This window comes from Psychromonas sp. 14N.309.X.WAT.B.A12, from assembly GCF_030397575.1.
Lineage (GTDB): Bacteria > Pseudomonadota > Gammaproteobacteria > Enterobacterales > Psychromonadaceae > Psychromonas.
Genome location: NZ_JAPNXS010000008.1, coordinates 111,186 through 135,890 on the forward strand (window position 1 = coordinate 111,186; position 24,705 = coordinate 135,890).

Genomic DNA, 24,705 nt, shown 5'->3' on the forward strand with positions numbered 1-24,705 from the left:
AACTAAATAACTCGAGAAAATTGTTGTTGGCGTGCTTGTTGACGCAAGTAAACATCAAAACACATGCAAATATTACGGATCAAAAGCTTACCTGTTGCTGAAACTTGAATGTGATGTTTATCCATAGTGATCAGTTGATCCTCTAAAAAAGGCGTTAATAATTGCATGTCATGCGAAAAATAATGATCAAATTGTATCGTAAATTGTTGTTCGATGGTGGTTTTGTTTAGACTAAAGTTACAGATTAATTGTTTGATCACCTCACGACGGATCAAGTCATCTTTTGTTAATTGAATACCACGCCATTGAGCATGACCTAGTTCTTCAACTTGTTGATAATATGCCTTGAGTTTTTTTTGGTTCTGGGAGTAACAATCGCCTATTTGGCTGATTGCTGAGACGCCCATTCCTAATAAATCAGCCTCTTGCTGTGTGGTGTAACCTTGAAAGTTACGGTGTAAATTACCTTGTTGTTGAGCTAGTGCAAGCTCGTCGTCTGGTTTAGCAAAATGGTCCATGCCGATAAATTGATAACCCGAGTTAGTTAATAATTCGATAGTTTGCTGCAACATAACTAGTTTTTCTGCCGGTTTTGGCATCTCATCTTCATTAATTTTACGTTGAGCTGCAAATAAACTAGGCATATGTGCGTAATTAAATACAGATAAACGAGCGGGATCTAAAGCGAGCACTTTATGTAGAGTATAAGCAAAACTTTGTTGGTTCTGTAGCGGTAGTCCATAAATCATATCGAGGTTAATGGATTGAAAACCTTGTTGTTTCGCACGCGCTAATAACTGTTCAATAAAAATCTCATCTTGTTCGCGATTCACCGCTTTTTGCACCGCTTTATTAAAGTCTTGAATCCCTAAACTCAGACGATTAAAACCCTCTTTTGCTAAATGATCTATGGTGCTTAATTCAATCTCTCTTGGATCAACCTCAATGCTTAACTCTGCATTTTTGGCAAAATTAAAATGTGTTCGTAGCAATGTCATTAAGCGAGTTATTTGCGCGGGTAATAAAAAAGTAGGTGTACCACCACCCCAGTGTAACTGGGTGACTACTCGATTTTTCATTCGGCTAGCTTGGTGAGCAATCTCTGTTGCTAAGTAATCTAAGTACTTATCTGCTTTTTCTTGGTGGCGAGTAATAATCTTATTGCAGCCACAAAAATAACAGAGCTTGTGACAAAAAGGGATGTGAATATATAAGGATAAAGGGCGTTCAGGGTATTGCTGTGTTGCTGCTGATAAATCGCTCTGATTAAAGCTTTCGTTAAACTCTAAGGCTGTTGGATATGAAGTGTAGCGTGGGCCACTATAATTGTATTTTTCAATTAGGGCTTGATCCCAAATCAGCTGTTGCATCTATCACTCTCTATTATGCTTTGGTTATGAGTGAGGGTAGAATAACAGCTAAATAGCACGTTTTTATTGAGCTGCATCAGTTGCTTAGCTAATAAAAAGTGCTATTGATTTAGACTAAATAATTTCAATTCTGGATAAGAAAAGCGAGTCAACACCGCTATTTATACAGATTTCTGCGTTAAATAATTTAATTATCTGATTTTATATAATGTTTCGCTTCCATTACTCAGAACTGAGGTTAAATAGTAAATTCTGCGAGTAGTGCGCTTTCTTTGATGATCGCCTCTTCCATTTCGGCTTCAAAAAGCTCGCGTCTCACGTCTAATATTTTAATCTCTTTTACCGGACGCGCCTTACGCTCTTCATGGGTTGGCATATCTTTAACTTTTTCAAACATTGCAGTCAAAGCAGGGTAGTCACCTGCAATATCAACTGGTTTTTCAAGTTGTAAGGTTTCTAATAATACCGTTAAACGTATTGCAGCTTCCGATACATTACATTGCTTTTGCATGGTCGCTTTAGCAATAAAACGAATACTTTCTACGATATTATCATTTCGCTCTTGGATTTTTTGTTGCTTAAACTCAGCCTGGGCTTGTTCTGCTTTTAATGCTCGCGCTTTATGGGTTTTAATTTTGTTAAGCAACATGCCTGCATAAAAAGCCAACGCTAAAATAACGACAACAGCGACAATTGCTAATATCATACTTGTATTCATATTAAGGTTAACCTATCTAAACTCGTCTAATGCAGAGCTTGCATCTTCAAATTGTTGCAATAAATCTTCTTCGCCTTCATCGTCCACCCAACCTAACTCTTTCATTAGTTCTTGGTGGCGTTTTAGTTGCTGATCAACCCAAGCTTGATCTTCTTTCGATAAAGCTTGGTCAGTTTCAGCTTGCTCTAAAAGGTCATTCAAACGGTCATCATTTTCGATATTTGCTAACTCTTTCTCTGGTGAAATTTTAACTGGCGCCTTTTGTGGAGCCGGTGTGCTTTTAACCACTTTTACTTTTGGTTGCATATCGATTTTAGGCTTAACCGCTTCTTGCGGTTTGTCGTTAAGCGTAAGTGCAACTGGTTTCTTGCTGCCAACACGCTTGTCATTTTTTGCTTGGCGTTGGCTTTGTTGTGCACCTTGTTTGCTTTCAACTGCATTACGATTGCCGGCTTTATTACCTTTTAATTTTTCTTTACGTTTCTTTTCACGTGCTTCTTTTGCTTGTGTTGACGTTTCTTTTCTACGGCCATCAAATTTAGCGTCACTGTTACCCGCTGTACGGCTTTTTTTAGAACGAGACATGTTTATAGTTACCTTTAAATATCAGTTTTATCTTAATGCCATTAGTACATTTCATAACATTAAGAACAGTGGTGTTTACACACCAAAATTGGGGATGTTAATGATGCGCAGAATAACAGGTTTGTAGGGTGCTTAGCAATCAAGCAACCTTAATCAATGGCTATTTATTAGGTCTTAAATCTATGTGCTGTAGAATTATATTTAATAAGTCATTTTCATGAGCTAAACAACGCGTCTGAGACTTTCTATTGAGTGTAGGCTAAGCATAAGATTTTTATCACCTTTCGGTTAACTAGGAAACATGACTTAACTTATTCTGAAGAGATCCTATTACCTGGAATTTGAGCGCAATAAATTTTCATCATCACTCTATTTAATTCCTAAAGTTTGTTGAATTAGCCGTGCTATAATGCGCACAAATAAAAACCGTCATAAGATAGTTTTTCAAGAATATAATAAATTGCTATATAAAACAGATGAGGCATATCGTGGAGTTTCCAAAAATACATTTTCAAAAAGCGCACTTTTTAATTAGTGCACCAGATATTCGTCATTTAGATAAGCATTTACCTGTTGAGAGTGGTATTGAAGTTGCTTTTGCGGGACGTTCTAACGCTGGAAAGTCAAGTGCTTTGAATCGTCTTACTCGTCAAAAAAGCTTAGCAAGAACCAGTAAAACACCTGGTCGAACGCAGTTAATCAATGTGTTTGAAGTGGAAGAAGGTAAACGCTTAATTGATTTACCTGGTTATGGTTTTGCGAAAGTACCATTAGAGATGAAACTGAAATGGCAAAAGTCGCTAGGTGAATACCTACAAGAGCGTGAGTCACTAAAAGGATTAGTGGTACTAATGGATGTTCGCCACCCTTTTAAAGATCTAGACCAACAGTTAATTTTTTGGGCTATCGATGCCAATATTCCTGTGTTAGCGCTATTAACTAAAGCTGATAAGTTGAAACAGGGTGCTCGTAAAGCGACATTACTAAAAATGCGTGAAGAAGCAAAAAACTTTGAAGGCGATGTACAGGTAGAACTGTTTTCATCATTAAAAGGGTTAGGTGTTGATGTATTAGAGCGTAAAATTGCGCAATGGTATGGTGAACATGATTTGCTTGAAGTTGAACAAGAAACAGTAGAAACACCAATACAAGAAAACGACGAAAACTAGCCATTTAATCCCTGTTGTAGTGGCTACGACAGGGATTTATACCTCTTTATTATCCGTTCATACTGGCACGATAGGGAATAGACATAACAAAGCGTGCTCCCTCTGCTTCAGCGATATATTCAATATTTCCTTTAAATAATTGACTGACGATATTGTAAACAATATGTGTACCTAAACCGCTGCCACCAGAGCCTTTTTGAGAAGTTACAAAGGGGTCAAACACACGTTGTGCAATATCTTCAGCAATGCCTCTTCCAGTATCTCGGTAATCAATAATTAATGTTTTATCCTGTAATGCAATATTGATGAAAATATTGCGTTCGCCTGGCCAATCGTGAAAACCATGAATAATAGAGTTGATGATGAGGTTCGAGTAAATTTGTACAAAGCTGCCAGGGAAACTATACATAGAGAGTGCCTCTGGGCAGTCAATATGCACCTGCGTTTTACTTTGTTTTATTTTGTGTTTTAAAGAGATTGCGACTTGTTCAACATTTTCTTTCAGGTTAAATGAATAACAAGATTCTGATGATTGATCTACTGCAACTTGTTTAAAACTGCTGATCAGTTCAGCTGCTCGTTTTAGGTTACTATGTAGTTGCTTACTTGATTCTTGAGATTGTTCTACAAAACGGTTTAAATAAGATCGAGAAATTTCATCTTCATGAAGGTGCTCATTCAAGGCTGTAATCTCTTCTTGTAAAGCGGAGGCTGTGGTCACACTCATACCAATAGGCGTGTTAATCTCATGTGCAACGCCAGCCACTAAACTGCCTAGCGAAGCCATTTTTTTAGACTCCACTAAGGTTTGTTGGGTACGTTTTAGTTGCTCAACAGTCTGTACCATTTGCGCATTACTTGCGGTTAATGCTGCGGTTCGTTTATTGACTTTATCTTCTAATTGATCGTTAAGTTGCAGTATTTGCTGTTCAACTTGTTTTTGCTGAGTAATATCGTGACCAAAGCCAATTAGATACTTAATATCCATGCCTTCATAGAAAGCTGAGAAGGTCCAGAGTAGGGTATTTACTTCCCCCATCTGGTCGTGCATCTCTATTTCAATCCCATCTAAAGGCTCATTTTCAGATAGCTTTTCTTGTAACTCAGGTTGGCGCTCTGCTAACACAAAAATGTCTAACCAATTTTTCTGGTTTAACTCTTCTTGAGAGTAACCAGTTAGTATAACCGCTGCTGGGTTAATGGTGGCTATTTTGAAATCTGCATCTAAGCAACAGATGATAGTACTAGAGGAGTTAATTATAGTGGCTGAGAAATCTCGCTCTTGTTGCAATTCATTAATGGCTATCTCTTTATCAGTTAATTCTGCCACGATCCGTCTTTGCATCTTATTCAGTAGGTAAACCAATTCATCTAACTCATCATTGGAAGTTGATAGGTTGGCTTTTCGTCCATCCAGTACCAAGTTTTTATTGTGAGAGGAAAGCTTGATATGACGTGTGTACAAAGCGATTTTATTGATATGTCGAATCACAGTGTAATAGATAATGAGTAGAATACTGAGGGCAACAACCATGATCTTAAGTGTTTGGTTAACTAAGATGGACAGCGCATTATCAAGTAATTGCTGGTAAACCTGATCTAAAGAGGCCGCGACAAATAATGTGCCTACCACTTGTCTTTGGTGTACTAAATCAAACTTTGCACTTATGTCATACTTCTCTTGAAATATACCTTGATGAGAAATAGCTACTTCAGTATTACCCACCACTTCATAGACTTTAACGTATTGCATATAAGGCAAGTTTATAATGCCTTTGCTTTGGGCTTCGATTTGTTCTTTATCAAAGTTCCAAAGGCTATTTGCTAAGGGCTCTACAAAGCTAGATTCAACTTGAGCTATATTGGCATTAATTTTGGCTAAGTTATTTTGATAATCGAATAATAGCTGTAATAGGGTAATAATCACAGCCAGCGCAAAGCTGCATACTAAAACGTAAGAAAACAGACGAATCGACAAACTATTTTTCATTCTAAAAGATTGTAAATTAATTAATGATTGCATTTTATTTCTTAACATTTATATGAACCTACTACCCAAATCGTTGTAGGTAAGACTACCATTTAGACCTCGCCTTTAAAATATTTATGAGTCGCTAAGTCATTATATTAGATAAGTTTTAGTTATTTGCCCGAAATATATGTTTGCTTACGGTGCTGATACCTTGAATTTTACGATTCTTAGCCTCATATTATTAGTTCCTTCTCAGATAAGATGAATGCTATGACTACAATAAAAGATTCAAGTTTATTAAAAACAGATGGCCTTCCTTTGTTTAGCCAATTAAAAATCGCTGAAATTGAGCCGATTGTTAAACAAACTATTGCCGATAATAAAGCCTTAATTGAACAAAAATTAGCTGAGCTAGATACCTACACTTGGGATAACTTTGTTGCCGTATTAGATGAAGCAGATGACCATCTTGGCAAGCTTTGGTCCCCAATTTCGCACATGAACTCAGTGGTCAGTAACGATGAATTACGTGCAGCACATGATGCTTGTCTTGGTTTGTTTTCAGAATATGGCACTTACGTTGGCCAACACCAAGGTTTATATGAGGCATACCTCAGCATTGCTAACAGTAGTGATTTCTCAGAATTAACAGGCGCACAACAAAAAGTCATTGAAAATGAACTACGCGACTTTAAATTAGCGGGTATTGCACTAAGTGAAGAAAAACAAAAACGCTACGGTGAAATTAAACAACAACTTTCGCAGTTACAATCAACCTTTAGCAATAATGTTATGGATGCGACATTAGCGTGGAGTAAATTAGTGACAGATCTTGATCTGTTAGCTGGTTTACCAAAAACAGCGATTGCAGCGGCACAACAAGCGGCGCAAGAAAAAGAGCAAGAAGGGTACTTATTTACTTTAGATTTCCCAAGCTACTTAGCGGTAATGTCTTATGCTGAAAATCGTGAACTACGTGAAGAGATGTACACGGCTTTTGCGACACGTGCTTCAGATCAAGGACCAAATGCCAATGAGTTTGATAACAGCGATATCATTGAGCAAATTTTAGCATTACGCCATGAACTAGCACAGTTACTTGATTTTAATGATTACGGCGAATACAGCTTAGCAACTAAAATGGCTGACGAACCCGATCAAGTGATTGATTTCTTAACTCAACTTGCTGAAAAGTCAACAAAGCAAGCAGAACAAGAACGAGATGAAGTATTAGCCTTTGCTCGACAAAAAGATGGTTTAGAAACGTTAGAGTCTTGGGACTTAAGCTATTATGCAGAGCTGTTAAAACAGCAACGCTACCAAATCTCTGATGAACAGCTCCGCCCTTACTTCCCAGAAAGCCGAGTAGTATCGGGTTTATTTGACGTTGTAAATCGCCTATTTGATTTAAACATTAAAGAGTCAAAAGACGTCGATGTGTGGCATCAGGATGTGCGTTTTTTTGAAATCTATAACCGTCAAAAAGAGCTAGTAGGTAGTTTCTATCTTGACTTATATGCTCGCGCGCACAAACGTGGTGGAGCATGGATGAATACATGTCGAGGTCGCCGCCGTAAGGTTGATGGTAGTTTACAATTACCAGTGGCGTACTTAACTTGTAACTTTAATAAACCAGTGGGTGAACAAGAAGCGTTGTTTACGCATGATGAAGTAGTAACGCTGTTCCATGAGTTTGGTCACGGTCTTCACCATATGTTAACCAAGGTTGAAGCCTCTGGTGTAGCTGGGATTAATGGTGTTGCATGGGATGCTGTTGAGCTACCAAGTCAGTTTTTAGAGAACTGGTGTTGGGAACCAGAAGCATTAGCGTTAATTTCCGGACATGTTGATACGGGTGATACTTTACCATCTGATTTATTGAAGAAGATGTTACAGGCTAAAAATTACAATAGTGCATTACAAATGGTTCGTCAGCTTGAATTTTCACTGTTTGATTTCTTGTTACATCATCAGTATCAGGCTGGTCATACTGGCCAAGCACAAGTGGTCTTAAGTGAAGTGAGAGCCAAAGTTGCAGTGATTAATGCACCGTCATTTAATCGCTTCCAACATAGTTTTAGCCATATTTTCGCTGGTGGTTATGCTGCTGGTTATTACAGTTACAAATGGGCTGAAGTATTATCTGCAGATGCGTTCTCACGTTTTGAAGAAAATGGTATCTTTGATGCAGAGACAGGGCGTTCTTTCTTAAATAACATTCTTGAGAAAGGGGGGAGTGAAGCACCAATGACCTTGTTTAAAAACTTTATGGGACGTGAGCCATCAATTGATGCGTTATTACGTCATTCAGGTATTCAGTAAGCTGGACGAACAGTTCTAGCTGCAATTAAAAAGGGCTTGTCGTTATAATACGACAAGCCCTTTTTTGTTTTAATCAGCTGTAGCGATTACCTAGTAGTATGGTTATTACCACTCAATGCCAGCTTGTGCTTTTACGCCATCTTTAAAAGCATGTTTTTCAGCAAGGATCATACTGTAAGTATCAACCGCATCGATTAATTCTTGTTTTGGACCTCGACCGGTTAATACTACATTCATGTCACGAGGACGATTTTTAAGTGCATCTAGTGTTGGTTGTAGTTCAAGGTACTGATATTTAAACATGTAAGTGATTTCATCTAGAATCACCAACTGGTATGAATCATCAGCAAGCAATTCTTCCGCTTTTTTCCATGCTTTCTCTGCACTGGCAATATCATTCTGACGGTTTTGAGTTTCCCAAGTGAAGCCATCACCCATAGTGTACCAATCAACATTGTCATGACTGTTAAAAAACTTTTCTTCGCCTGTCGACATCGCACCTTTTAGGAACTGGACTACTGCAACTTTATGGCCATGTCCTAGTGAGCGCGCTAACATACCAAAAGCAGAGCTACTTTTACCTTTACCTGGGCCGGCTAATAAAATACTGACACCACGCTCTTCTTTAGCAGCAGCGATCTTTTGATCTTGTTTTTCTTTCACTGCTTTCATTTTCTTTAAATGTTTTTCTTCTGAGATTTGGTCAGTAGCCATGTTGTGTTCCTTATCAATAATATAAAGCCTACAAGGGCAGACTTTTAATAGTGGAGTTGCGTGATGCATTTACTCCGCTTTAGTGCTTTCATTAATATAATGTAATCAATAATACCTGAAATGGTTGAGGTCAGTGAAACTGCTCTTTAACAGTCATCAGAGACTTCGGCTCTTTGCAGATAATATCGCTAATAATTAACGACATTGTAAAGCTCATACCCGCAATAAACCAGCATCCGCTTTGTTATTACTTACGCTCTTTAATCCTTTTAGGTTTGATTTAAGTTGTTACTCATGAATATTTTTGTCTGATGGAATCCTGAAAGTTATCGCAACGCCTGTCTGAAGCAATACTAGAAGGGGTCATAAAAGCCCCTAGAGATAGGTTCTATCATCAAACTTATTTACGTAAATCGGTTAACACTGCAGTTTGATTTAATTTATTTTAGTCAAATCTACCTCTATATGTGCTCTGACTATTGTAATCTATAATGTTTTACATAAATAATGAGGTAAATCTCACTCTCTTTTCTATTGATTTGAGCGTGTCTTAATTATCCGCTTTTTTGATGAGGTTATAATGAGAAAATTATTCATTATAAGTATATTAATCGTAGGTTGTCTGTTATTGGGTAGCACTTACTTTGTTGGCGTTCAAATAGAAAAAACATTAAAGGAGCAAATTGCTCAACTTGATAGCCCTGATGTGGATGTTCAGTTACTTGATTATCACAAGTCGTTCTTTCATGCTCACGCAGATTTTAAAGTGTTAGTTTCTCTGCCAGAGCGCGCGCCGTTAGAGATTATAATGGCATCTGATATTACTCATTACCCTTATAAAGCTCGTTCTGTGAATACAATGCAATTATCTGATCAAGCGTTGCAGAATAAGTTGAACACTTTCTTCCAAACCGAAGATTGGTTTAGTTCTACAGAAGAAATTAATGTGTTTGGTAAAGTACAAGGCAAACTATCTCTACCTAAAGGTCTTTATGAAACGTCACAAGAGACGTTAAATACAGGGCCATTAACATTAACTTATGATTACGACTTAAAAAACCAACAAAGTGATATGAAGTTGAACTGGGGTGGTTTTAATGGTGTGGTAGAAAGCGATCATTTTGCGGCAAAGGATATCTCTATTGTCGCTTCTTTTATCAAATTAGAGGCTGCGAATCTCGTCGATTATCAATACAAAGCTGATATTGGAGAGTTTGATTTTCAACGTGCGGATAAACAGCTGACCTTACAACAGGCTAGTTTAAGTGGCGCGAGTACAACCGCCGATGACCGATTAACACTGAATAGCCAAAATACATGGAAAGTGAAAAGTTTACACAATGGACCACAAACGTTTACTGATACTGAGCTCTCTTTAGCGCTTAATAAATTGAATATTGCAGCATTGAACGAGTTGAAGATGAATATCGATGATCCTGAGGTTATGCACAAAGCTTTAAGTTACTTAGTGAGTTTAGGTGTAAATGTTGATTTGGATAAGCTCCATTCAAAAACGCCTTGGGGGCAAGTGAGTGCTAACTTGAAAGTGGATGTTCAACCGAATGTTGCGTTACAAACTGTTACTAATAATCCACTGATGTTAATTGATTACAGTAATGGAACTTTAAATCTCAGCTTACCGCAATCGTTACTTGGGGAGTCTGCTTTTACAGGCTTTTTACAAATGGCTTTAAACAATGGCATCTTGGCTCAAGACGCAGATAAATTAAGTTTACAGGCAACTTTAGATAGAGGGGAGTTGATAGTAAACGATCGAGTCATACCTATGTAGTTTGGTCAGTTTTATAGGCATTAAAACTGCGAATAACCACCACACAAAGTGATTATTCGTTAATGCCCCTTAACGTAAGTAAGGATTGTTTTTTTGCTCTTGGCCAATGGTTGTGGTTGGGCCATGACCTGGGTAAACCAAAGTATCCTGTGGCAATGTTAACAATTTCTGTTTAATACCTGAGATCAATTGTTGATGATTGCCACGCGGGAAGTCTGAACGCCCTACTGCGCCATTGAATAAAATATCTCCAACAATAACTTGTTTGCTTTTGCCGTCAAATAAAGCGATATGACCCGGTGTATGGCCAGGGATATGTAAAATATCGAGTTTAATATTCCCTACCTTCAACGCTTCACCTTCTTCCAGCCACTTTGTTGGTTCAAAACTAGTGGTGTGTGGAAAACCAAACATTGTACTTTGTGTTTCGAGTTGCTGTAGCCAGAAAGCATCTTCTTTCTCAGGCCCAAGTACTGGAATATCGAGTTTTTCTAACAGTGCTTCTGTGCCACCTACGTGATCTAAATGTCCGTGTGTTAAGATAATTTTATCCACAGTCACATTATAATTTTTCACCGCACTTAAAATACGTTCACTTTCTCCGCCGGGGTCAATAATCGCTGCTTTTTTGGTTTCTTCACAAATGATTAAACTGCAGTTTTGCTGGTAAGGGGTAACGGGGATAACCACGACTTTCATTACAAATCCTTATACTTAATTATATCGAATATGAGGGATATTTTACCTGCTTGAAATGAAGAACACATAATTAAATTGTTGCTAATGGACTTGTAAATAACCACAGGTGGTCTTTTTCAAAGAAATGACCGTAATCTTTGTGTGTTTTTCTTTTATTGAAAACATCGTACTATCGACTACCTATAAGAGAGAGGAAATCGCATGAGCAAATTTGAAAAGCCATCACAGGATGCATTAAAAACCCAATTAAATGAAATGCAATACCAAGTGACTCAATTGGAAGGTACTGAACCGCCTTTTAACAATATCTACTGGGATCACCGAGAAGAAGGTATCTACGTGGATATCGTGTCCGGCGAACCTTTATTTAGCTCTTTAGATAAGTTTGATGCACATTGTGGTTGGCCAAGTTTTACTCAGCCGATTGAAAATACCGAACTAACCGAAAAAGTTGATACTAAACTGTTTTCTCAACGTACTGAGGTGAGAAGTGCACAGGCCGACTCACACTTAGGGCATGTATTTGATGATGGCCCTGCGCCAACGGGATTACGTTATTGTATTAATTCAGCATCATTACGCTTTGTAAAAAAAGAGGAAATGGCAGAACAAGGTTATGAGCATTTATTAAACTTATTTTCTTAACGCGTGGAGTTGCTTACTTTGTAGCTCATTGATAGTAAAGGGGGACGATTATTGTAACGAGAATACTGCTCGGCTAGTTTGGCAGGTAGCAACTCCGCTGACAGTAATTGAAACCCTAACTGCTGATAAAACCTCTGTAGATGTGGGTAAGGAAAACAATAAACGGTTTCCGTTTGTAACCTTAAAATATATTGGATTAATTGGCTGGCCAACCCTTGATGACGATAAGCAGGGTCGCAGGCAACACCAGTTAATAACTTATTACCATCTACTTCTTTTAACCTTGCTGCACAAATTATTTGGTTTGTCTTTAATACAAACACCCGTTCGCTTTTGTTCGCTGCTCCTTTCTTGTATACCTGCTTATAAAATTGGTTTACTAAAGGGATTTGTAGCTTATCCAGTTCGCCACATTGTAATGTCTTAACATCCATCGAAAATCCTGTTTATTTGTTTCAAATGCTTGATAAGGTATTATGAATAAAAGTACGCGCAGTTAAATTAATACCATAAAGGATTATCATGATTGAAAAAAACAGCTCACTCAAGGCCTTTAATAGCTTTTCAATTGATGCTCAGGCGCATCTGCTCTTCCATTTTACCGCTTTATCTCAGCTTTCTGAGCTACTAGAATTAATTAAAAAAACAAGAGAAGAGAGCCGACCTATTTTGGTATTAGGTGGTGGAAGTAACACGCTATTTTGTGATGACTTTGATGGGTTAGTGATTAAAGTTGAGTTAATGGGCATTAAGCACACAGAAACATCTGAACATCACTTATTAGCAGTCGCCGCAGGTGAAGACTGGCATCAGCTTGTTGAACAGACGGTAGAACAAGGCATCAATGGTTTAGAAAATTTGGCATTAATTCCGGGGGTAGTTGGTGCTGCACCTGTACAAAACATTGGTGCTTATGGTGTTGAACTAAAAGATTTTTGTGAACAAGTGGATTATATCGATTTAGTGGATGGCAGTATTCATTCTTTAACTAACGAACAATGTAAGTTTGCCTATCGAGACAGTATCTTCAAAGGTGAGTTAAAAGATCGTGTATTAATTACCTCAGTTTCATTGAAACTCCCTAAGCAATGGCAAGCACATTGCCAATACGGGCTGCTACAAGGTTTAAATGAAACCGAAGAGTCAGTAAGTGCACTGCAAATATTTGATAGTGTTTGTCGTATCCGTACTGAGAAACTGCCTGATCCTAAAGTGTTAGGCAATGCAGGTAGTTTCTTTAAAAATCCCATTGTCAGTGAATATTTAAGTGATCAATTATTATCTCATCATTCAGATATGCCACATTACCCTCAGCAAGATGGTAATGTGAAATTAGCGGCAGGATGGTTAATTGATCAGTGTGGTTTAAAAGGTCATAAGATTGGTGGTGCAGCGGTTCATCTACAACAAGCTTTAGTCTTGATTAATGAAGATGGAAGAGCTACTGCTGATGATGTTATTCAATTAGCTTGGTTTGTCAGAGAGCAAGTATTACAAAAATTTGCAGTATTATTAGAGCATGAGGTGCGATTTATTGGCGCACAGGGTGAAACCAACTTATTACAGGTTACAGGCAATGTCTGAATTAAATGAAAAAGGCAATAAACTACTGGCTTTGTTAGCTGATGGCGAGTTTCACTCTGGTGAAAAAATAGGTGAGTTATTAGGTGTATCAAGAACGTCTGTTAATAACTACATCAAAGCATTGCAAGAGATTGGGTTAGATATCTACAAAGTTACCGGTAAAGGTTATTGCAGTGCAACACCGCTAGCTTTGTTAAACCAACAAGCGATTCGTGACATTAGTGGTGTGACTCATGTTCATGTGGAGCAAATTTTACCGTCTACTAATGAATATCTATTGGATAAAATTCCAAATTTAGTAAATGGACAAACGTGTATTACCGAGTGTCAAACTGCTGGACGTGGCAGACGTGGTAGGCAGTGGGTTTCACCGTTTGCATCGCATCTCTATTTTTCTATTTATTGGCGTTTAGAAGCTGGTATCGAAAAAGCCTCTGGTTTAAGCCTGCTGGTGGGGATTGCAGTGGTTAATGCCCTAGAGAAGCTTGGTATTCATGGTGTGGGTTTAAAATGGCCTAATGATCTCTATTACCAAGGGAAAAAACTTGCTGGTATATTGATTGAGTTAAACGCGCAAGCTTCGGAGGTATGCCATTGTGTGATTGGGATTGGTATTAATATTAGGATGCCTGCACATCAAGCCGGTGCCATTGACCAACCCTGGACCGATCTTAATACTATTAACTCCCAACCCGTGGATCGTAATCAGCTGTCTGGGTTATTGATTACTGAATTACAAACTTTGTTAGCTGATTATGAAGAAAAAGGGCTCGCACCATTTTTAGCGCGTTGGTTTGAACTAGATTGTTTCTTGAATCAGGACGTTAATTTGATTATGGCTGACAAAATCCAAAAAGGAATTTGTCGAGGAATCAACGAGCAGGGGGCATTGCTGTTAGAGGTTGATCAACAAGTCACTCCATACATCGGTGGTGAAATATCACTACGTTTGGCGAATAATTAGGCTAAATTAACAAAATTGATTTGTTTTTGAGCAAACAAACAAAAAACTGTGTTTTTTTGCTAATAAACACTTGCAAGGCAAGCTCAAGTTCTTTAATATTCGCGGCACTTAGACAGCGCCGACTTAGCTCAGTAGGTAGAGCAACTGACTTGTAATCAGTAGGTCACCAGTTCGACTCCGGTAGTCGGCACCATCTAAGTCCTGGAGGGGTTCCCGAGTGGCCAAAGGGAACAGATTGTAAATCTGTCGCGAAAGCTTCGGTGGTTCGAATCCACCTCCCTCCACCATATTTTATCTCACTTGTCACAGTGAGTAAGTAAAGAACAATGCAATAGCATTGTTTTTTGCTATGTAGCTAACGCTACCGATGCAATATTTGCGGGCATCGTATAATGGCTATTACCTCAGCCTTCCAAGCTGATGATGCGGGTTCGATTCCCGCTGCCCGCTCCAAGTATTTATACTTTAAAACCAAGCTCTTATGCTTGGTTTTTTTGTTTCTAGCATCTATTGAAAATCACCGAGGGACTAAAAGTCGCCCTCTTGTAGCCCAAGCCTATCTTTATCCTTTATAAATTATTTTTATCTTGCTCACTGTAAACTTCAAGTAACTCTCCCACAGTGCAATCTAAATAATTGCATAGTAGTTCTAGCGTTTCAAAATCAATGCGATTATTTGTATCATGGCATACTCTCGTTGCAGTGCTTCTATCAACTCCGACACCTCTAAATATATCAGCCAACTCGGCAACAAGAACAACAGATGCGTAAGTTTAAATCACAAGGCCGAGCGCAACGGTTTTTGAGTTGTCATGGGGTGGCCGTCATTTAATACAAGCAAAATATTATTGGGTGTTTCGAGAACGCTCCTCCTCTGAATGGAGGCGAGTTAGAGGTGGCCCAAATTTAGATTCAGGCTGAATTAATCAGCCTTTAGTCATTCTGGTTACATAAGTTGACAATACCCGAATGGGTTATGGAAGCTCGAAACCTATCAAGAATATTGTGTGATGGATTTCGAGCCTGTTGATGGCTAAATAACGTTTATAATCAATTAAAGCAGTGATCTCATTACATATTGAAGTATTCCACCATGACGGAAGTATTCAAATTCATTCGGGGTATCAATACGGATATCTGCTTCAAAAGAAAACGCGTCTCCATTTTCTTTGGTTACATTAACGGTGACTTGTTTTTGTTCTGCTGTAATCGCTTCAATTGAAAAAGATTCGGTACCATCCAAATCATACTTTTCAGCCCCTTCACCTTTTTTAAATTGTAACGGTAATATACCCATACCGATCAGATTTGAGCGATGGATGCGTTCATAGGTTTCTGCAATGGTCGCTTTTACGCCTAATAATAAAGGTCCTTTTGCTGCCCAGTCGCGAGAACTCCCTGTTCCGTACTCTTTACCTGCAATCACGACTGTAGATACATTATTGGCCGTGTATTGTTGTGCCGCCTCAAATACAGTCATCTGCTTGCCTTCAGGTTGATAAGTTGTAAATCCGCCTTCTGTGCCGGGGGCAAGTTGGTTTTTTAACCTGACGTTAGCAAATGTACCTCGCATCATTACTTCATGATTACCGCGTCTTGAACCGTACGAGTTAAAGTCTTTTGCTTGTACTTGGTTTTCAACAAGGTATTTGGCCGCTGGCGTTTCTTTTCCGATAGAGCCGGCAGGTGAGATATGGTCGGTTGTCACACTGTCACCTAGTTTTAATAAACAACGTGCATTTTCAATCGCTTTTATTGGTTCAGGTTGCACATTCATGTTGTCAAAAAAGCTTGGTTTTTTAACATAGGTACTTGTCGGCCAGTTATAAATATCACTATCAACGGTTTCGAGGTTTTTCCAACTATCGCCACCATCGTAAACTGAACCATATTTATCCGAGAACATTTGTTTGTTGACCACGCGAGTCACAATGTCTTGTATCTCTTGCTGACTTGGCCAAATGTCTTTCAAATAAACAGGCTTCCCTTCATGACTAATGCCTAATGCTTCATTAGCAATATCCATTTTCATATTGCCAGCTAACGCATAAGCAACAACAAGTGGTGGTGACGCTAAGTAATTGGCTTTCACATCTGAATGGATGCGACCTTCAAAGTTTCTATTTCCAGATAATACCGAAGTAACGGTTAAATCATTTTCTTTGATCGCATTACTTATTGGCTCTGCTAACGGCCCTGAATTACCAATACAGGTGGTACAACCATAACCTACTAAATTGAAACCCAGTTTATCCAGCTCTGTTGATAAACCTGCATTATTTAAATATTCAGTTACCACTTGTGAGCCAGGTGCAAAACTGGTTTTTACCCAAGGCTTGACGGTTAACCCTAATGCATTGGCTTTTTTAGCGAGTAAGGCGGCAGCCACCAGTACCGATGGATTCGATGTGTTAGTACAACTAGTGATGGCCGCGATGACCACTGCGCCTTCATGCAGCTCTACATCTTGTCCTTTTAGGTGATAAGAGGCAGATGTTTTGGGCGCTACCGCTGTTGAACCAATATTTTTAGCGCCACCTTCATCATCAAAACGTTTGTTTTGTTGTTCCGCAGGAATGATTGATAACTCTTTTTGTTGTTTAATCCAGTCTTCAAAAGCTGATGCTGCTTGGTCTAAATTAATTCTATCTTGTGGGCGCTTAGGGCCAGCAATAGCAGGAACTACCTTCTCTAAATCGAGACTAACTTGGGCATGGTATTCAGTATTTTTCTGAGACTCGCTTCCCCACATACCTTGCGCTTTTGCATAGGCTTCTATGATATCGATTTGTTCTTGGCTTCTTCCCGTTAGCTCGAGGTATTTTGATGTTTGTTCGTCAATTGGGAATAAACCACAGGTTGCACCATATTCAGGTGACATATTAGCAATCGTTGCGCGATCAGCCACGGTTAAGTGTTGTATGCCTGAGCCAAAGAATTCAACAAACTTACCGACTACGCCATGTGCTCTTAATTTTTCGGTGACGGCTAATACTAAATCTGTTGCTGTTGCACCCGCTGGTAATTTCCCGGTCAATTCCATTCCTACCACTTCTGGAATTAACATGGTGACAGGTTGACCTAGCATCGCTGCTTCTGCTTCTATACCGCCAACGCCCCAGCCTAGTACTCCTAGTCCATTTATCATGGTGGAGTGTGAGTCGGTTCCCACTAAGGTATCTGGATAGAGCAGGGGAGTATCATGTTGATCATCAACAAAGGTGACTCTTGCGAGGAACTCTAAATTAACTTGATGTACTATACCTTTGCCTGGAGGGACAACTTTAAAGTTATCAAATGCACTTTGTCCCCATTTTAAAAACTGATAACGCTCTTTATTTCGTGCTATTTCAATTTCAGTATTTTTTTCAAAGGAGTCTGCTTTACCAAACTCATCTACCATGATCGAATGGTCTATGACTAAGTCTACTGGTTTTAAGGGATTGATTTTATTGGCATCGCCACCGAGTTCAAGCATCGCATTACGCATTGCCGCTAAATCAACAACAGCAGGGACACCAGTAAAGTCTTGTAAAATTACACGTGATGGGACAAATGCAATCTCTGTATCAAGTGCAGCTTTAGTATCCCACTGGGATAGGGTTTTAATATCATCCTCTTTCACATACAGTTGCTCACTGTGGCGGAGTAAATTTTCTAATAAAATTTTTGCAGTTAAAGGAAGTCGATTAATATCAATATCTAAGCTTGATAAGTCGAAATAGTTATAATCTCTACCATTAATCGTCAAGTTTGATAAGTATTTGTTTGATGATGTCACTTTACTCTCCTTATTACGCTTAAAATGCTTTAATTGTAAAATTCAATCTAGTTGTGATTGGATGATGTTTGATTACTTATTGAGACCTCTTATCTGCCTATAATTTAACAATGTAATAAAAATACTACAGCCAATGGCATTACCCAATAAAGTTAATAAGATAACGGGTGTTATTGTGATTAATGTAATATTGGCTGACATGAGGTTATCCAATAAACAATTTAACAGAACCGGCAATAAAATGGTGAAGCCCACCTATGCCGATAAGTAATGTAGCAATATAAATGCACAGGATCTGGCTGAAAGTTGAGTGGGTAGAAAGCATTCTTTATGCGCCAATTGCCATTAACCATCCAGCCTCGCAGATTACTTATGAGTAAGCTGCCTGTTGCCTTTTTACTTTGATACCAGTCATTTGAATGACTAATCCATCACTTTTTACGTTAGTTACACAGATATTATGAGCAATCACTGTGCCAGGATAATAAAAAGCGCGGTATACCATGATGGGAAAAGGGAAATATTATAATTATCAAGGGAATAGAAGGTGTTCGCTCACTTACATAAATCAGGAAATGATATAAAACTGAATACAATGGGTATTGCTCGTGTAAGCTTTACTTGAATGATTATAAATTTTACACATTTAATCGTTTTTTAATTTATTCACTTGGCTGTCAATCCAAGTACTCACATAGCATTTCCAACTATAACACTGCTAATTTCCATTACTATCTGATATTAAAGATCTCTGATTTCGCTTCTTCAGAGTACAATTAGCATAAGTAAAGCATCAAAAAACGTCACGGTAGGAAAGATTATGAGGGTTGTAGCTTAAACATAAAAATAGAAGTGTATAATAATCAATTATTTAATGCTATTTGACATAATAAGGCATTGATTTTTGCCCCATTAATCACTATCGTTGTTTGAAAATACCAACCACTTAGCTAACGGAGCTTCGCTTAAATGCATTATTTCTGGGTGCCATTTTTACCCATGTTCGGGATACTTGTTCCCTTACTTACCAATAAACTTAATCGTAGCGCATGCACGCTGGCTACTGCGTTGTTGCCTGCTCTAGCACTTTGCTTAATTTTCCTCGATTTACCAGCGGTATTTGCAGGGGAATCTTTTAGTAAAAGCGTAGAGTGGATCCCTCAATTAGGTTTATCGTTGTCATTTCGGCTGGATGGTTTAGCTGCATTATTCAGTATATTGATCTTGGGGATTGGTTTACTGGTGATCTTATATGCGCGTTACTATTTATCTGAAAAAGATAATATGGGGCGTTTTTACAGTTATTTAATTATGTTTATGACGGCAATGCTTGGCATTGTTATGTCGAACAATATGCTACAACTCTGGTTTTTTTGGGAGTTGACTAGTATTAGCTCATTCTTGCTAATTGGTTTTTGGTCACACAATAGCGATGCCCGTAAAGGCGCTAGAATGGCGCTTACTATTACAGGAGCGGGTGGTTTAGCGTTATTGGCCGGAATTATTCTATTAGGTCAAGTGGTCGGCAGTTACGAATTAGATGTCGTTCTTAACAGTGCTGAGTTGGTAAAACAAAGTCCATATTATATTGCTATTTTAAGTTTATTTTTAATTGGTGCATTTACAAAGTCTGCCCAATTTCCATTCCACTTTTGGTTGCCTCACGCAATGTCAGCACCGACGCCAGTTAGTGCTTACTTGCATTCAGCGACTATGGTAAAAGCAGGAATATTCTTATTAGCACGTTTCTATCCGGTATTGGCTGGTACAGAAACGTGGTTTGTTGTGGTTTCTTTGACAGGTTTGTTTACGCTATTATTGGGTGCTTATACCGCATTATTTAAACATGATTTAAAAGGGCTATTAGCTTACTCAACCATTAGTCACCTTGGTTTGATTGTACTGCTTCTCGGTTTAAATACTGAATTAGCCGCAATTGCTGCGATATTTCATATTATGAATCATGCTGTTTTTAAAGCGTCATTATTTATGGCTGCAGGCATTATTGATCATGAATCCGGCTCGCGAGATATGCGTAAAATTAATGGGTTATGGAAGTACATGCCTATTACCGCTACCTTAGCAATGGTGGCATCGGCTTCGATGGCTGGCGTGCCGTTGCTCAATGGTTTTTTATCTAAAGAAATGTTCTTTGCTGAGACGTTAGAACAAAGTATTTTAGGGGCGATGTCTTGGTTAATCCCTGTCTTAGCAACGATTGCTGGCGCTTTCTCTGTTGCTTATTCTCTGCGTTTTATACATGATGTATTTTTTAATGGTGAACCGAAAGGGTTAACTAAAACGCCTCATGAACCTCCACGTTATATGCGTGTGCCAGTGGAAATCTTAGTGGCAATATGTTTGTTGGTAGGTATCTTCCCTAACTACACTATTGGACCTTTGCTTCAAAGTACTTCATTAGTGGTGCTTAATCATCCGTTACCTGAATATAGCCTTTCTATTTGGCATGGGTTTAACCTTCCTTTGTTAATGAGTGCATTAGCTATTATTGGTGGTGTGGCGATTTATTTGAACCGCAAACATTTGTTTAAATTTGCAGGCATGTTCCCGGATGTTGACGCAAAATTGGTATTTGAAGATTGTATTCAGGCCTGTGTAAAATGGTCACAAAAAATAACCACTAAAATGGAGACGGGCTCTCTACAGCGCTATGCTTTTTGCCTGTGTTTCTTCGCGTTATTATTGATTGCACCTCCTCTATTTGACTTAGAGACGACGAAGGGAAGTTTAGCTGGTACACCTATAAACGGTGCTGTGATAGTGGCTGCCATTTTGATCGTTGCTGGGTCGCTAGCCACTATCATCTGGAGTCATTATCGTCTTATTGCTTTATTAATGTTGTCGTTAGTGGGATTAGTGGTATCGATAACCTTTGCTTACTTCTCTGCACCCGATTTAGCCCTTACGCAGCTTTCGGTAGAAATCGTAACGGTGATTTTATTATTGCTTGCACTGTACTTTTTCCCACAACAAACTCCAACCAGTAAAAGTCGACCTAGTCACTTTGTGCGTGATTTAGCCGTTGCATCATTTATCGGTTGTATTATTGGCGCCATTTGTTTTGCGTTAATGACCCATCCTTTGGATAGTATTTCCGCGTATTTCTTAGAAAATGCAAAAATCGGCGGTGGTGGAACCAATGTGGTGAACGTTATTCTGGTTGACTTCCGTGGCTTTGATACCTTTGGTGAGATAACAGTATTAGGTATTGCTGCATTAGGCATTCATAAGTTGATCGCGCGTATGCGTTTATCAATGCGCACTAAAGATTACGCAGGGCGTTTATGGGCTAAAGAGAAATACCCTGTACTATTATCGGTTGTATCACAAAGTTTATTACCGCTATTTTTACTTATCTCTGCTTATATATTTATGCGCGGACACAACTTACCAGGCGGTGGTTTTATTGCCGGTTTGATTACATCTATTGCATTAATTCAACAGTACCTTGCACACGGTGTGGATTGGATGGCTAAAAGAGTAAGTGTAAGTTATCACTATATGATCGCGATTGGTTTAACCATTGCCGGACTAACTGGTTTAGGTAGTTGGGCTTTTGGTCGACCATTTTTAACTTCTTGGTTTGAGTATGTATCCTTGCCTTGGATAGGTAAGTTCGAACTTGCTAGTGCATTGGTGTTTGATATTGGTGTTTATTTCACCGTGATCGGTGCGACATTACTTATATTAGCAAGCTTAGGTAAGTTAACCACGACAGAACGACTTACAGTAGGAGAAAGATAATGGAATTAGTCTATGCAATTTGTGTTGGCTTTATGAGTGCCTGCGGTATCTTTTTGATGCTACGTGGGCATACTTTTACTTTAGTTATTGGGCTTACTTTATTGTCTTATGCAGTTAATTTATTCCTATTCGCTAGTGGTGGTTTAACGATAGGTGCACCAGCTGTACTAAACAGCAGTGAGAATTATGCAGATCCACTACCGCAGGCGTTAGTACTTACGGCTATTGTTATTGGCTTTGCGATGACTGCTTTTGCTGTAATTTTAGCGATGCGCGGACGAGCAGACCTAGGCAGTGACCATGTAGATGGTATAGAGCCTTTTGATCCTTTAGCTGAGGAAAAATCCTAATGAGTTTGTTTGACCATTTAGCTATCTTTCCGGTACTGATCCCTTTTATTGTGGCTGTTGCTCTGCTTTTTCCAGGGCTAAATAATTCTTTAAATAAACAACGTGTAGTGAGTATCACTGCTAATGTATTAATGGTTGTCGTTGCCTTTTCATTGCTATTTAAGGTTCAAGGCGAAGGTATCCAAGTGTATGCGCTTGGTGATTGGTCTGCGCCTTTTGGCATTGTATTAGTTGCTGATCTATTCTCGGTATTAATGGTGTGTTTAAGTGCTATTTTAGGCTTAGCAGTCACGCTATATGCGAGTGCTGGTGAAGATAAAACAGGTGCCTTCTTTCATTCCCTTATTATGTTCCAATTAATGGGGATTAACGGTGCATTTTTAACGGGTGATGCATTTAACTTATTTGTATTTTTCGAAGTGTTATTAATCGCTTCATATTCACTGATGATACACGGTGGTGGTAAGCAAAAAACACAAGCTAATATCCATTATGTATTTCTTAACTTAATTGGTTCATCGTTATTTTTGTTTGCACTGGGCACCTTGTACGGCACGTTAGGGACACTTAATTTTGCTGATATGGCAGATAAAATTCCGTTACTTTCAGACAATGAGCTACTGATTGCTAAGTCTGGCGCTTTATTATTACTAGCTGTATTTGGATTGAAAGCAGCGATGCTCCCTTTGCATTTTTGGTTACCCAAAGCTTACTCCTCTACAAGCACTTCAGTGGCCGCATTATTTGCCATTATGACTAAAGTGGGTATTTATAGTATTTGGCGAGTGCATGGAGTGATATTTGGTGATCAAGCAGGTGAACTAGCTAATATCGCCTTACCATGGTTGTGGCCAATTGCTTTATTAACTATTGCTGTTGCTAGTATTGCGGTATTAGCCAGTAAAAGTTTGAAAGTGCTTTGTAGTAACTTGGTCATTGTATCTGTGGGTACGTTATTGGTGACCATTAGTTTGAATACGGTACAGGCCACTTCAGCTGGAATTTATTACTTAATACACAGTACCGTCGCTTGTGCTGCTATGTTCTTGTTAGCTGGCTTAATTCAACAACAACGTGGCCAAGCGGAAGATCGTTTTGTTGCTGCTAGAGCAATGTCGCAAGCTGGCATTTTAGGCTTTATCTTTGCATTATTAGCGATCGCTTTAATTGGCATGCCGCCGTTATCAGGTTTTGTTGGTAAAGCGTTAATTTTGCAATCAGTTACTAAAGCAAGCCAAGCAATGTGGGTTTTCCCACTGGTACTTGTGGGAGGGTTGATAGCAATGATTGCTTTAGCACGCGCTGGTACGTCTTTGTTCTGGCAAACTACTGGTGAAAATACTAGCGCACTTAAAAGTCATCCTATGCAATATATTGCTATTGGCTTATTAGTCGGGATACTGCCTTTGATGGTTATTTTTGGTGGAACTGTAAATGATTATACGCAATTGGCTGCAGAGCAACTTAAAGCTGGTTTAAGTTTACAACAACTTAATGAGGTCGCTAAATAATGGACAAAGTACGTAAATTTGTTTGGTTTCCTACGCCTTACCACAGCATATTACTATGGCTAGTGTGGCAAATATTACATGATTTTAGTCGTGGACATATGGTATTAGGTGCTGTGTTTGCGATTGTTATTCCTTGGATTGTAGCTCCTCTGAGTGAAGAAGCAGCAGTAGCAAAAAAACCTATTAAGGCGTTGACGTATACGTTTCGCTTGCTGATTGATATTGCTGTCTCTAATTACGATGTAGCGAAGCGCGTATTACAAAGTAATCGTCATTTAAAGCCAGCTTTCATTGTTGTCCCTTTAGATATTAAAGAGCCTGTGCCACTGACTATTTTTACAAGTAGTGTTTCATTAACACCAGGAACTGTGAGTGTTGAGTTATCTGAGGATAGGAAGTGGTTATACGTGCATGTATTACACCTTGAAGATGAGCAGGCATTAATCAAGCTTATCAAAGATCGTTATGAAGCACCTTTAAAGGAGATTTTCGGATGTTAAGTGTCGCTATACTGATTGCTTGTGGATTAATGTCTTGTGCTTTAGCGTTAAATGCGTGGCGTTTAATCATTGGCCCCACTACACCAGACAGAATCATCGCCGTTGATACCATGTACATTAATAGCATTGCGCTGATCATCTTGTTAGGGCTTCATCAAGGCTCTGCCATTTATTATGAAAGTGCATTATTAATTGCGCTGCTTGGTTTTGTAAGTACTTCTGCTTTTTGTAAGTACTTACTACGTGGCGATATTATCGAATAAG

19 protein-coding genes, 3 tRNA genes and 1 pseudogene are annotated in these 24,705 nt (G+C 38.7%); 14 read left to right on the plus strand and 9 right to left on the minus strand.

All coding sequences use genetic code 11. The features are described from left to right. Positions 1-2: 2 nt before the first annotated feature. The 3 genes from hemN to yihI form a co-directional block, all read right to left on the minus strand. Positions 3-1,370 (minus strand): oxygen-independent coproporphyrinogen III oxidase, encoded by a 1,368-nt coding sequence (gene hemN / locus OW492_RS11875; RefSeq protein WP_290040195.1) that lies wholly within the window; start codon positions 1,368-1,370, stop codon positions 3-5. 238 nt (positions 1,371-1,608) lie between these two features. Continuing rightward, positions 1,609-2,088: a DUF2489 domain-containing protein gene (locus OW492_RS11880; RefSeq protein WP_290040197.1), complete on the minus strand. Its 480-nt coding sequence runs from the start codon at positions 2,086-2,088 to the stop codon at positions 1,609-1,611. 12 nt (positions 2,089-2,100) lie between these two features. After that, positions 2,101-2,673: a Der GTPase-activating protein YihI gene (yihI, locus tag OW492_RS11885; protein WP_290040198.1), complete on the minus strand. Its 573-nt coding sequence runs from the start codon at positions 2,671-2,673 to the stop codon at positions 2,101-2,103. 488 nt (positions 2,674-3,161) lie between these two features. Between yihI and yihA the strand changes: the two genes are divergently transcribed. Beyond that, positions 3,162-3,842 carry a ribosome biogenesis GTP-binding protein YihA/YsxC gene (gene yihA, locus OW492_RS11890; protein ID WP_290040200.1) on the plus strand — a complete coding sequence of 227 codons (681 nt, stop codon included), beginning with the start codon at positions 3,162-3,164 and terminating at the stop codon, positions 3,840-3,842. A 49-nt stretch (positions 3,843-3,891) separates the two neighbouring features. Here yihA and OW492_RS11895 read toward each other — a convergent pair whose 3' ends face one another. Continuing rightward, on the minus strand, positions 3,892-5,880 hold the full coding sequence (locus OW492_RS11895) for an ATP-binding protein (RefSeq protein ID WP_290040202.1): 1,989 nt from the start codon (positions 5,878-5,880) through the stop codon (positions 3,892-3,894). A gap of 204 nt (positions 5,881-6,084) precedes the next feature. Between OW492_RS11895 and prlC the strand changes: the two genes are divergently transcribed. Next, a complete protein-coding gene (prlC, locus tag OW492_RS11900; RefSeq protein ID WP_290040204.1) occupies positions 6,085-8,136 on the plus strand; it encodes an oligopeptidase A in 2,052 nt (683 codons plus the stop codon). 105 nt (positions 8,137-8,241) lie between these two features. On the opposite strand, the gene cobO is transcribed toward prlC, so the two are convergent. Further along, positions 8,242-8,850, minus strand: coding sequence for a cob(I)yrinic acid a,c-diamide adenosyltransferase (gene cobO, locus OW492_RS11905; RefSeq protein WP_290040206.1), 609 nt, complete (start codon positions 8,848-8,850; stop codon positions 8,242-8,244). Positions 8,851-9,430: 580 nt separating this feature from the next. On the opposite strand from cobO, the gene OW492_RS11910 reads away from it, so the two are divergent. Next, positions 9,431-10,642: a DUF945 family protein gene (locus OW492_RS11910; protein ID WP_290040207.1), complete on the plus strand. Its 1,212-nt coding sequence runs from the start codon at positions 9,431-9,433 to the stop codon at positions 10,640-10,642. 69 nt (positions 10,643-10,711) lie between these two features. On the opposite strand, the gene OW492_RS11915 is transcribed toward OW492_RS11910, so the two are convergent. After that, positions 10,712-11,341: an MBL fold metallo-hydrolase gene (locus OW492_RS11915; RefSeq protein WP_290040208.1), complete on the minus strand. Its 630-nt coding sequence runs from the start codon at positions 11,339-11,341 to the stop codon at positions 10,712-10,714. A 228-nt stretch (positions 11,342-11,569) separates the two neighbouring features. Here OW492_RS11915 and msrB point away from each other — a divergent pair. Then, positions 11,570-11,986: pseudogene (gene msrB / locus OW492_RS11920) on the plus strand (peptide-methionine (R)-S-oxide reductase MsrB); the annotation flags it as partial. Here msrB and OW492_RS11925 read toward each other — a convergent pair. Then, complete coding sequence (locus OW492_RS11925) at positions 11,983-12,420, minus strand: GNAT family N-acetyltransferase (RefSeq protein ID WP_290040210.1); 438 nt, start codon at positions 12,418-12,420, stop codon at positions 11,983-11,985. The pseudogene msrB and the gene OW492_RS11925 sit on opposite strands and share 4 nt — an antisense overlap. A gap of 88 nt (positions 12,421-12,508) precedes the next feature. Between OW492_RS11925 and murB the strand changes: the two genes are divergently transcribed. From murB to OW492_RS11950, 5 genes are all read left to right on the plus strand, one after another. Beyond that, on the plus strand, positions 12,509-13,570 hold the full coding sequence (murB, locus tag OW492_RS11930) for a UDP-N-acetylmuramate dehydrogenase (protein ID WP_290040211.1): 1,062 nt from the start codon (positions 12,509-12,511) through the stop codon (positions 13,568-13,570). Beyond that, positions 13,563-14,534, plus strand: coding sequence for a bifunctional biotin--[acetyl-CoA-carboxylase] ligase/biotin operon repressor BirA (birA, locus tag OW492_RS11935; RefSeq protein WP_290040213.1), 972 nt, complete (start codon positions 13,563-13,565; stop codon positions 14,532-14,534). Before murB ends, birA begins: the two co-directional genes overlap by 8 nt. 117 nt (positions 14,535-14,651) lie before the next feature. Continuing rightward, positions 14,652-14,727 (plus strand) — tRNA-Thr (locus tag OW492_RS11940). Between the two features lie 10 nt (positions 14,728-14,737). After that, positions 14,738-14,821, plus strand: a tRNA-Tyr gene (locus tag OW492_RS11945). 91 nt (positions 14,822-14,912) lie between these two features. After that, positions 14,913-14,987, plus strand: a tRNA-Gly gene (locus tag OW492_RS11950). A 116-nt stretch (positions 14,988-15,103) separates the two neighbouring features. Here OW492_RS11950 and OW492_RS17045 read toward each other — a convergent pair. Continuing rightward, complete coding sequence (locus OW492_RS17045) at positions 15,104-15,277, minus strand: helix-turn-helix transcriptional regulator (RefSeq protein ID WP_354669233.1); 174 nt, start codon at positions 15,275-15,277, stop codon at positions 15,104-15,106. A 311-nt stretch (positions 15,278-15,588) separates the two neighbouring features. Next, on the minus strand, positions 15,589-18,315 hold the full coding sequence (gene acnA / locus OW492_RS11955) for an aconitate hydratase AcnA (RefSeq protein WP_290040214.1): 2,727 nt from the start codon (positions 18,313-18,315) through the stop codon (positions 15,589-15,591). Positions 18,316-19,284: 969 nt separating this feature from the next. Here acnA and OW492_RS11960 point away from each other — a divergent pair. Genes OW492_RS11960 through OW492_RS11980 form a run of 5 tightly spaced genes read left to right on the plus strand, consistent with a single transcriptional unit; the run spans position 19,285 to position 24,704 of the window. Then, positions 19,285-22,080 carry a monovalent cation/H+ antiporter subunit A gene (locus tag OW492_RS11960; RefSeq protein ID WP_290040215.1) on the plus strand — a complete coding sequence of 932 codons (2,796 nt, stop codon included), beginning with the start codon at positions 19,285-19,287 and terminating at the stop codon, positions 22,078-22,080. After that, a complete protein-coding gene (locus OW492_RS11965) occupies positions 22,080-22,430 on the plus strand; it encodes a Na+/H+ antiporter subunit C (protein ID WP_290040216.1) in 351 nt (116 codons plus the stop codon). Before OW492_RS11960 ends, OW492_RS11965 begins: the two co-directional genes overlap by 1 nt. Beyond that, entirely contained in the window at positions 22,430-23,941 is a 1,512-nt protein-coding gene (locus tag OW492_RS11970) for a monovalent cation/H+ antiporter subunit D (protein ID WP_290040218.1), read from the plus strand. Before OW492_RS11965 ends, OW492_RS11970 begins: the two co-directional genes overlap by 1 nt. Beyond that, positions 23,941-24,441, plus strand: coding sequence for a Na+/H+ antiporter subunit E (locus OW492_RS11975; protein WP_290040219.1), 501 nt, complete (start codon positions 23,941-23,943; stop codon positions 24,439-24,441). Before OW492_RS11970 ends, OW492_RS11975 begins: the two co-directional genes overlap by 1 nt. Continuing rightward, positions 24,435-24,704 carry a K+/H+ antiporter subunit F gene (locus OW492_RS11980; RefSeq protein WP_290040221.1) on the plus strand — a complete coding sequence of 90 codons (270 nt, stop codon included), beginning with the start codon at positions 24,435-24,437 and terminating at the stop codon, positions 24,702-24,704. Before OW492_RS11975 ends, OW492_RS11980 begins: the two co-directional genes overlap by 7 nt. Position 24,705 lies beyond the last annotated feature (1 nt).

Coding starts and splice junctions, on each gene's coding strand:
- OW492_RS11980 (WP_290040221.1), top strand. CDS start 24,435: ATGTTAAGTGTCGCTATACTGATTGCTTGTGGATTAATGTCTTGTGCT.
- OW492_RS11915 (WP_290040208.1), bottom strand. CDS start 11,341: ATGAAAGTCGTGGTTATCCCCGTTACCCCTTACCAGCAAAACTGCAGT.
- prlC (WP_290040204.1), top strand. CDS start 6,085: ATGACTACAATAAAAGATTCAAGTTTATTAAAAACAGATGGCCTTCCT.
- OW492_RS11880 (WP_290040197.1), bottom strand. CDS start 2,088: ATGAATACAAGTATGATATTAGCAATTGTCGCTGTTGTCGTTATTTTA.
- OW492_RS11925 (WP_290040210.1), bottom strand. CDS start 12,420: ATGGATGTTAAGACATTACAATGTGGCGAACTGGATAAGCTACAAATC.
- hemN (WP_290040195.1), bottom strand. CDS start 1,370: ATGCAACAGCTGATTTGGGATCAAGCCCTAATTGAAAAATACAATTAT.
- OW492_RS11965 (WP_290040216.1), top strand. CDS start 22,080: ATGGAATTAGTCTATGCAATTTGTGTTGGCTTTATGAGTGCCTGCGGT.
- OW492_RS11960 (WP_290040215.1), top strand. CDS start 19,285: ATGCATTATTTCTGGGTGCCATTTTTACCCATGTTCGGGATACTTGTT.
- birA (WP_290040213.1), top strand. CDS start 13,563: ATGTCTGAATTAAATGAAAAAGGCAATAAACTACTGGCTTTGTTAGCT.
- OW492_RS11910 (WP_290040207.1), top strand. CDS start 9,431: ATGAGAAAATTATTCATTATAAGTATATTAATCGTAGGTTGTCTGTTA.
- cobO (WP_290040206.1), bottom strand. CDS start 8,850: ATGGCTACTGACCAAATCTCAGAAGAAAAACATTTAAAGAAAATGAAA.
- yihI (WP_290040198.1), bottom strand. CDS start 2,673: ATGTCTCGTTCTAAAAAAAGCCGTACAGCGGGTAACAGTGACGCTAAA.
- murB (WP_290040211.1), top strand. CDS start 12,509: ATGATTGAAAAAAACAGCTCACTCAAGGCCTTTAATAGCTTTTCAATT.
- OW492_RS11895 (WP_290040202.1), bottom strand. CDS start 5,880: ATGTTAAGAAATAAAATGCAATCATTAATTAATTTACAATCTTTTAGA.
- OW492_RS11975 (WP_290040219.1), top strand. CDS start 23,941: ATGGACAAAGTACGTAAATTTGTTTGGTTTCCTACGCCTTACCACAGC.
- OW492_RS11970 (WP_290040218.1), top strand. CDS start 22,430: ATGAGTTTGTTTGACCATTTAGCTATCTTTCCGGTACTGATCCCTTTT.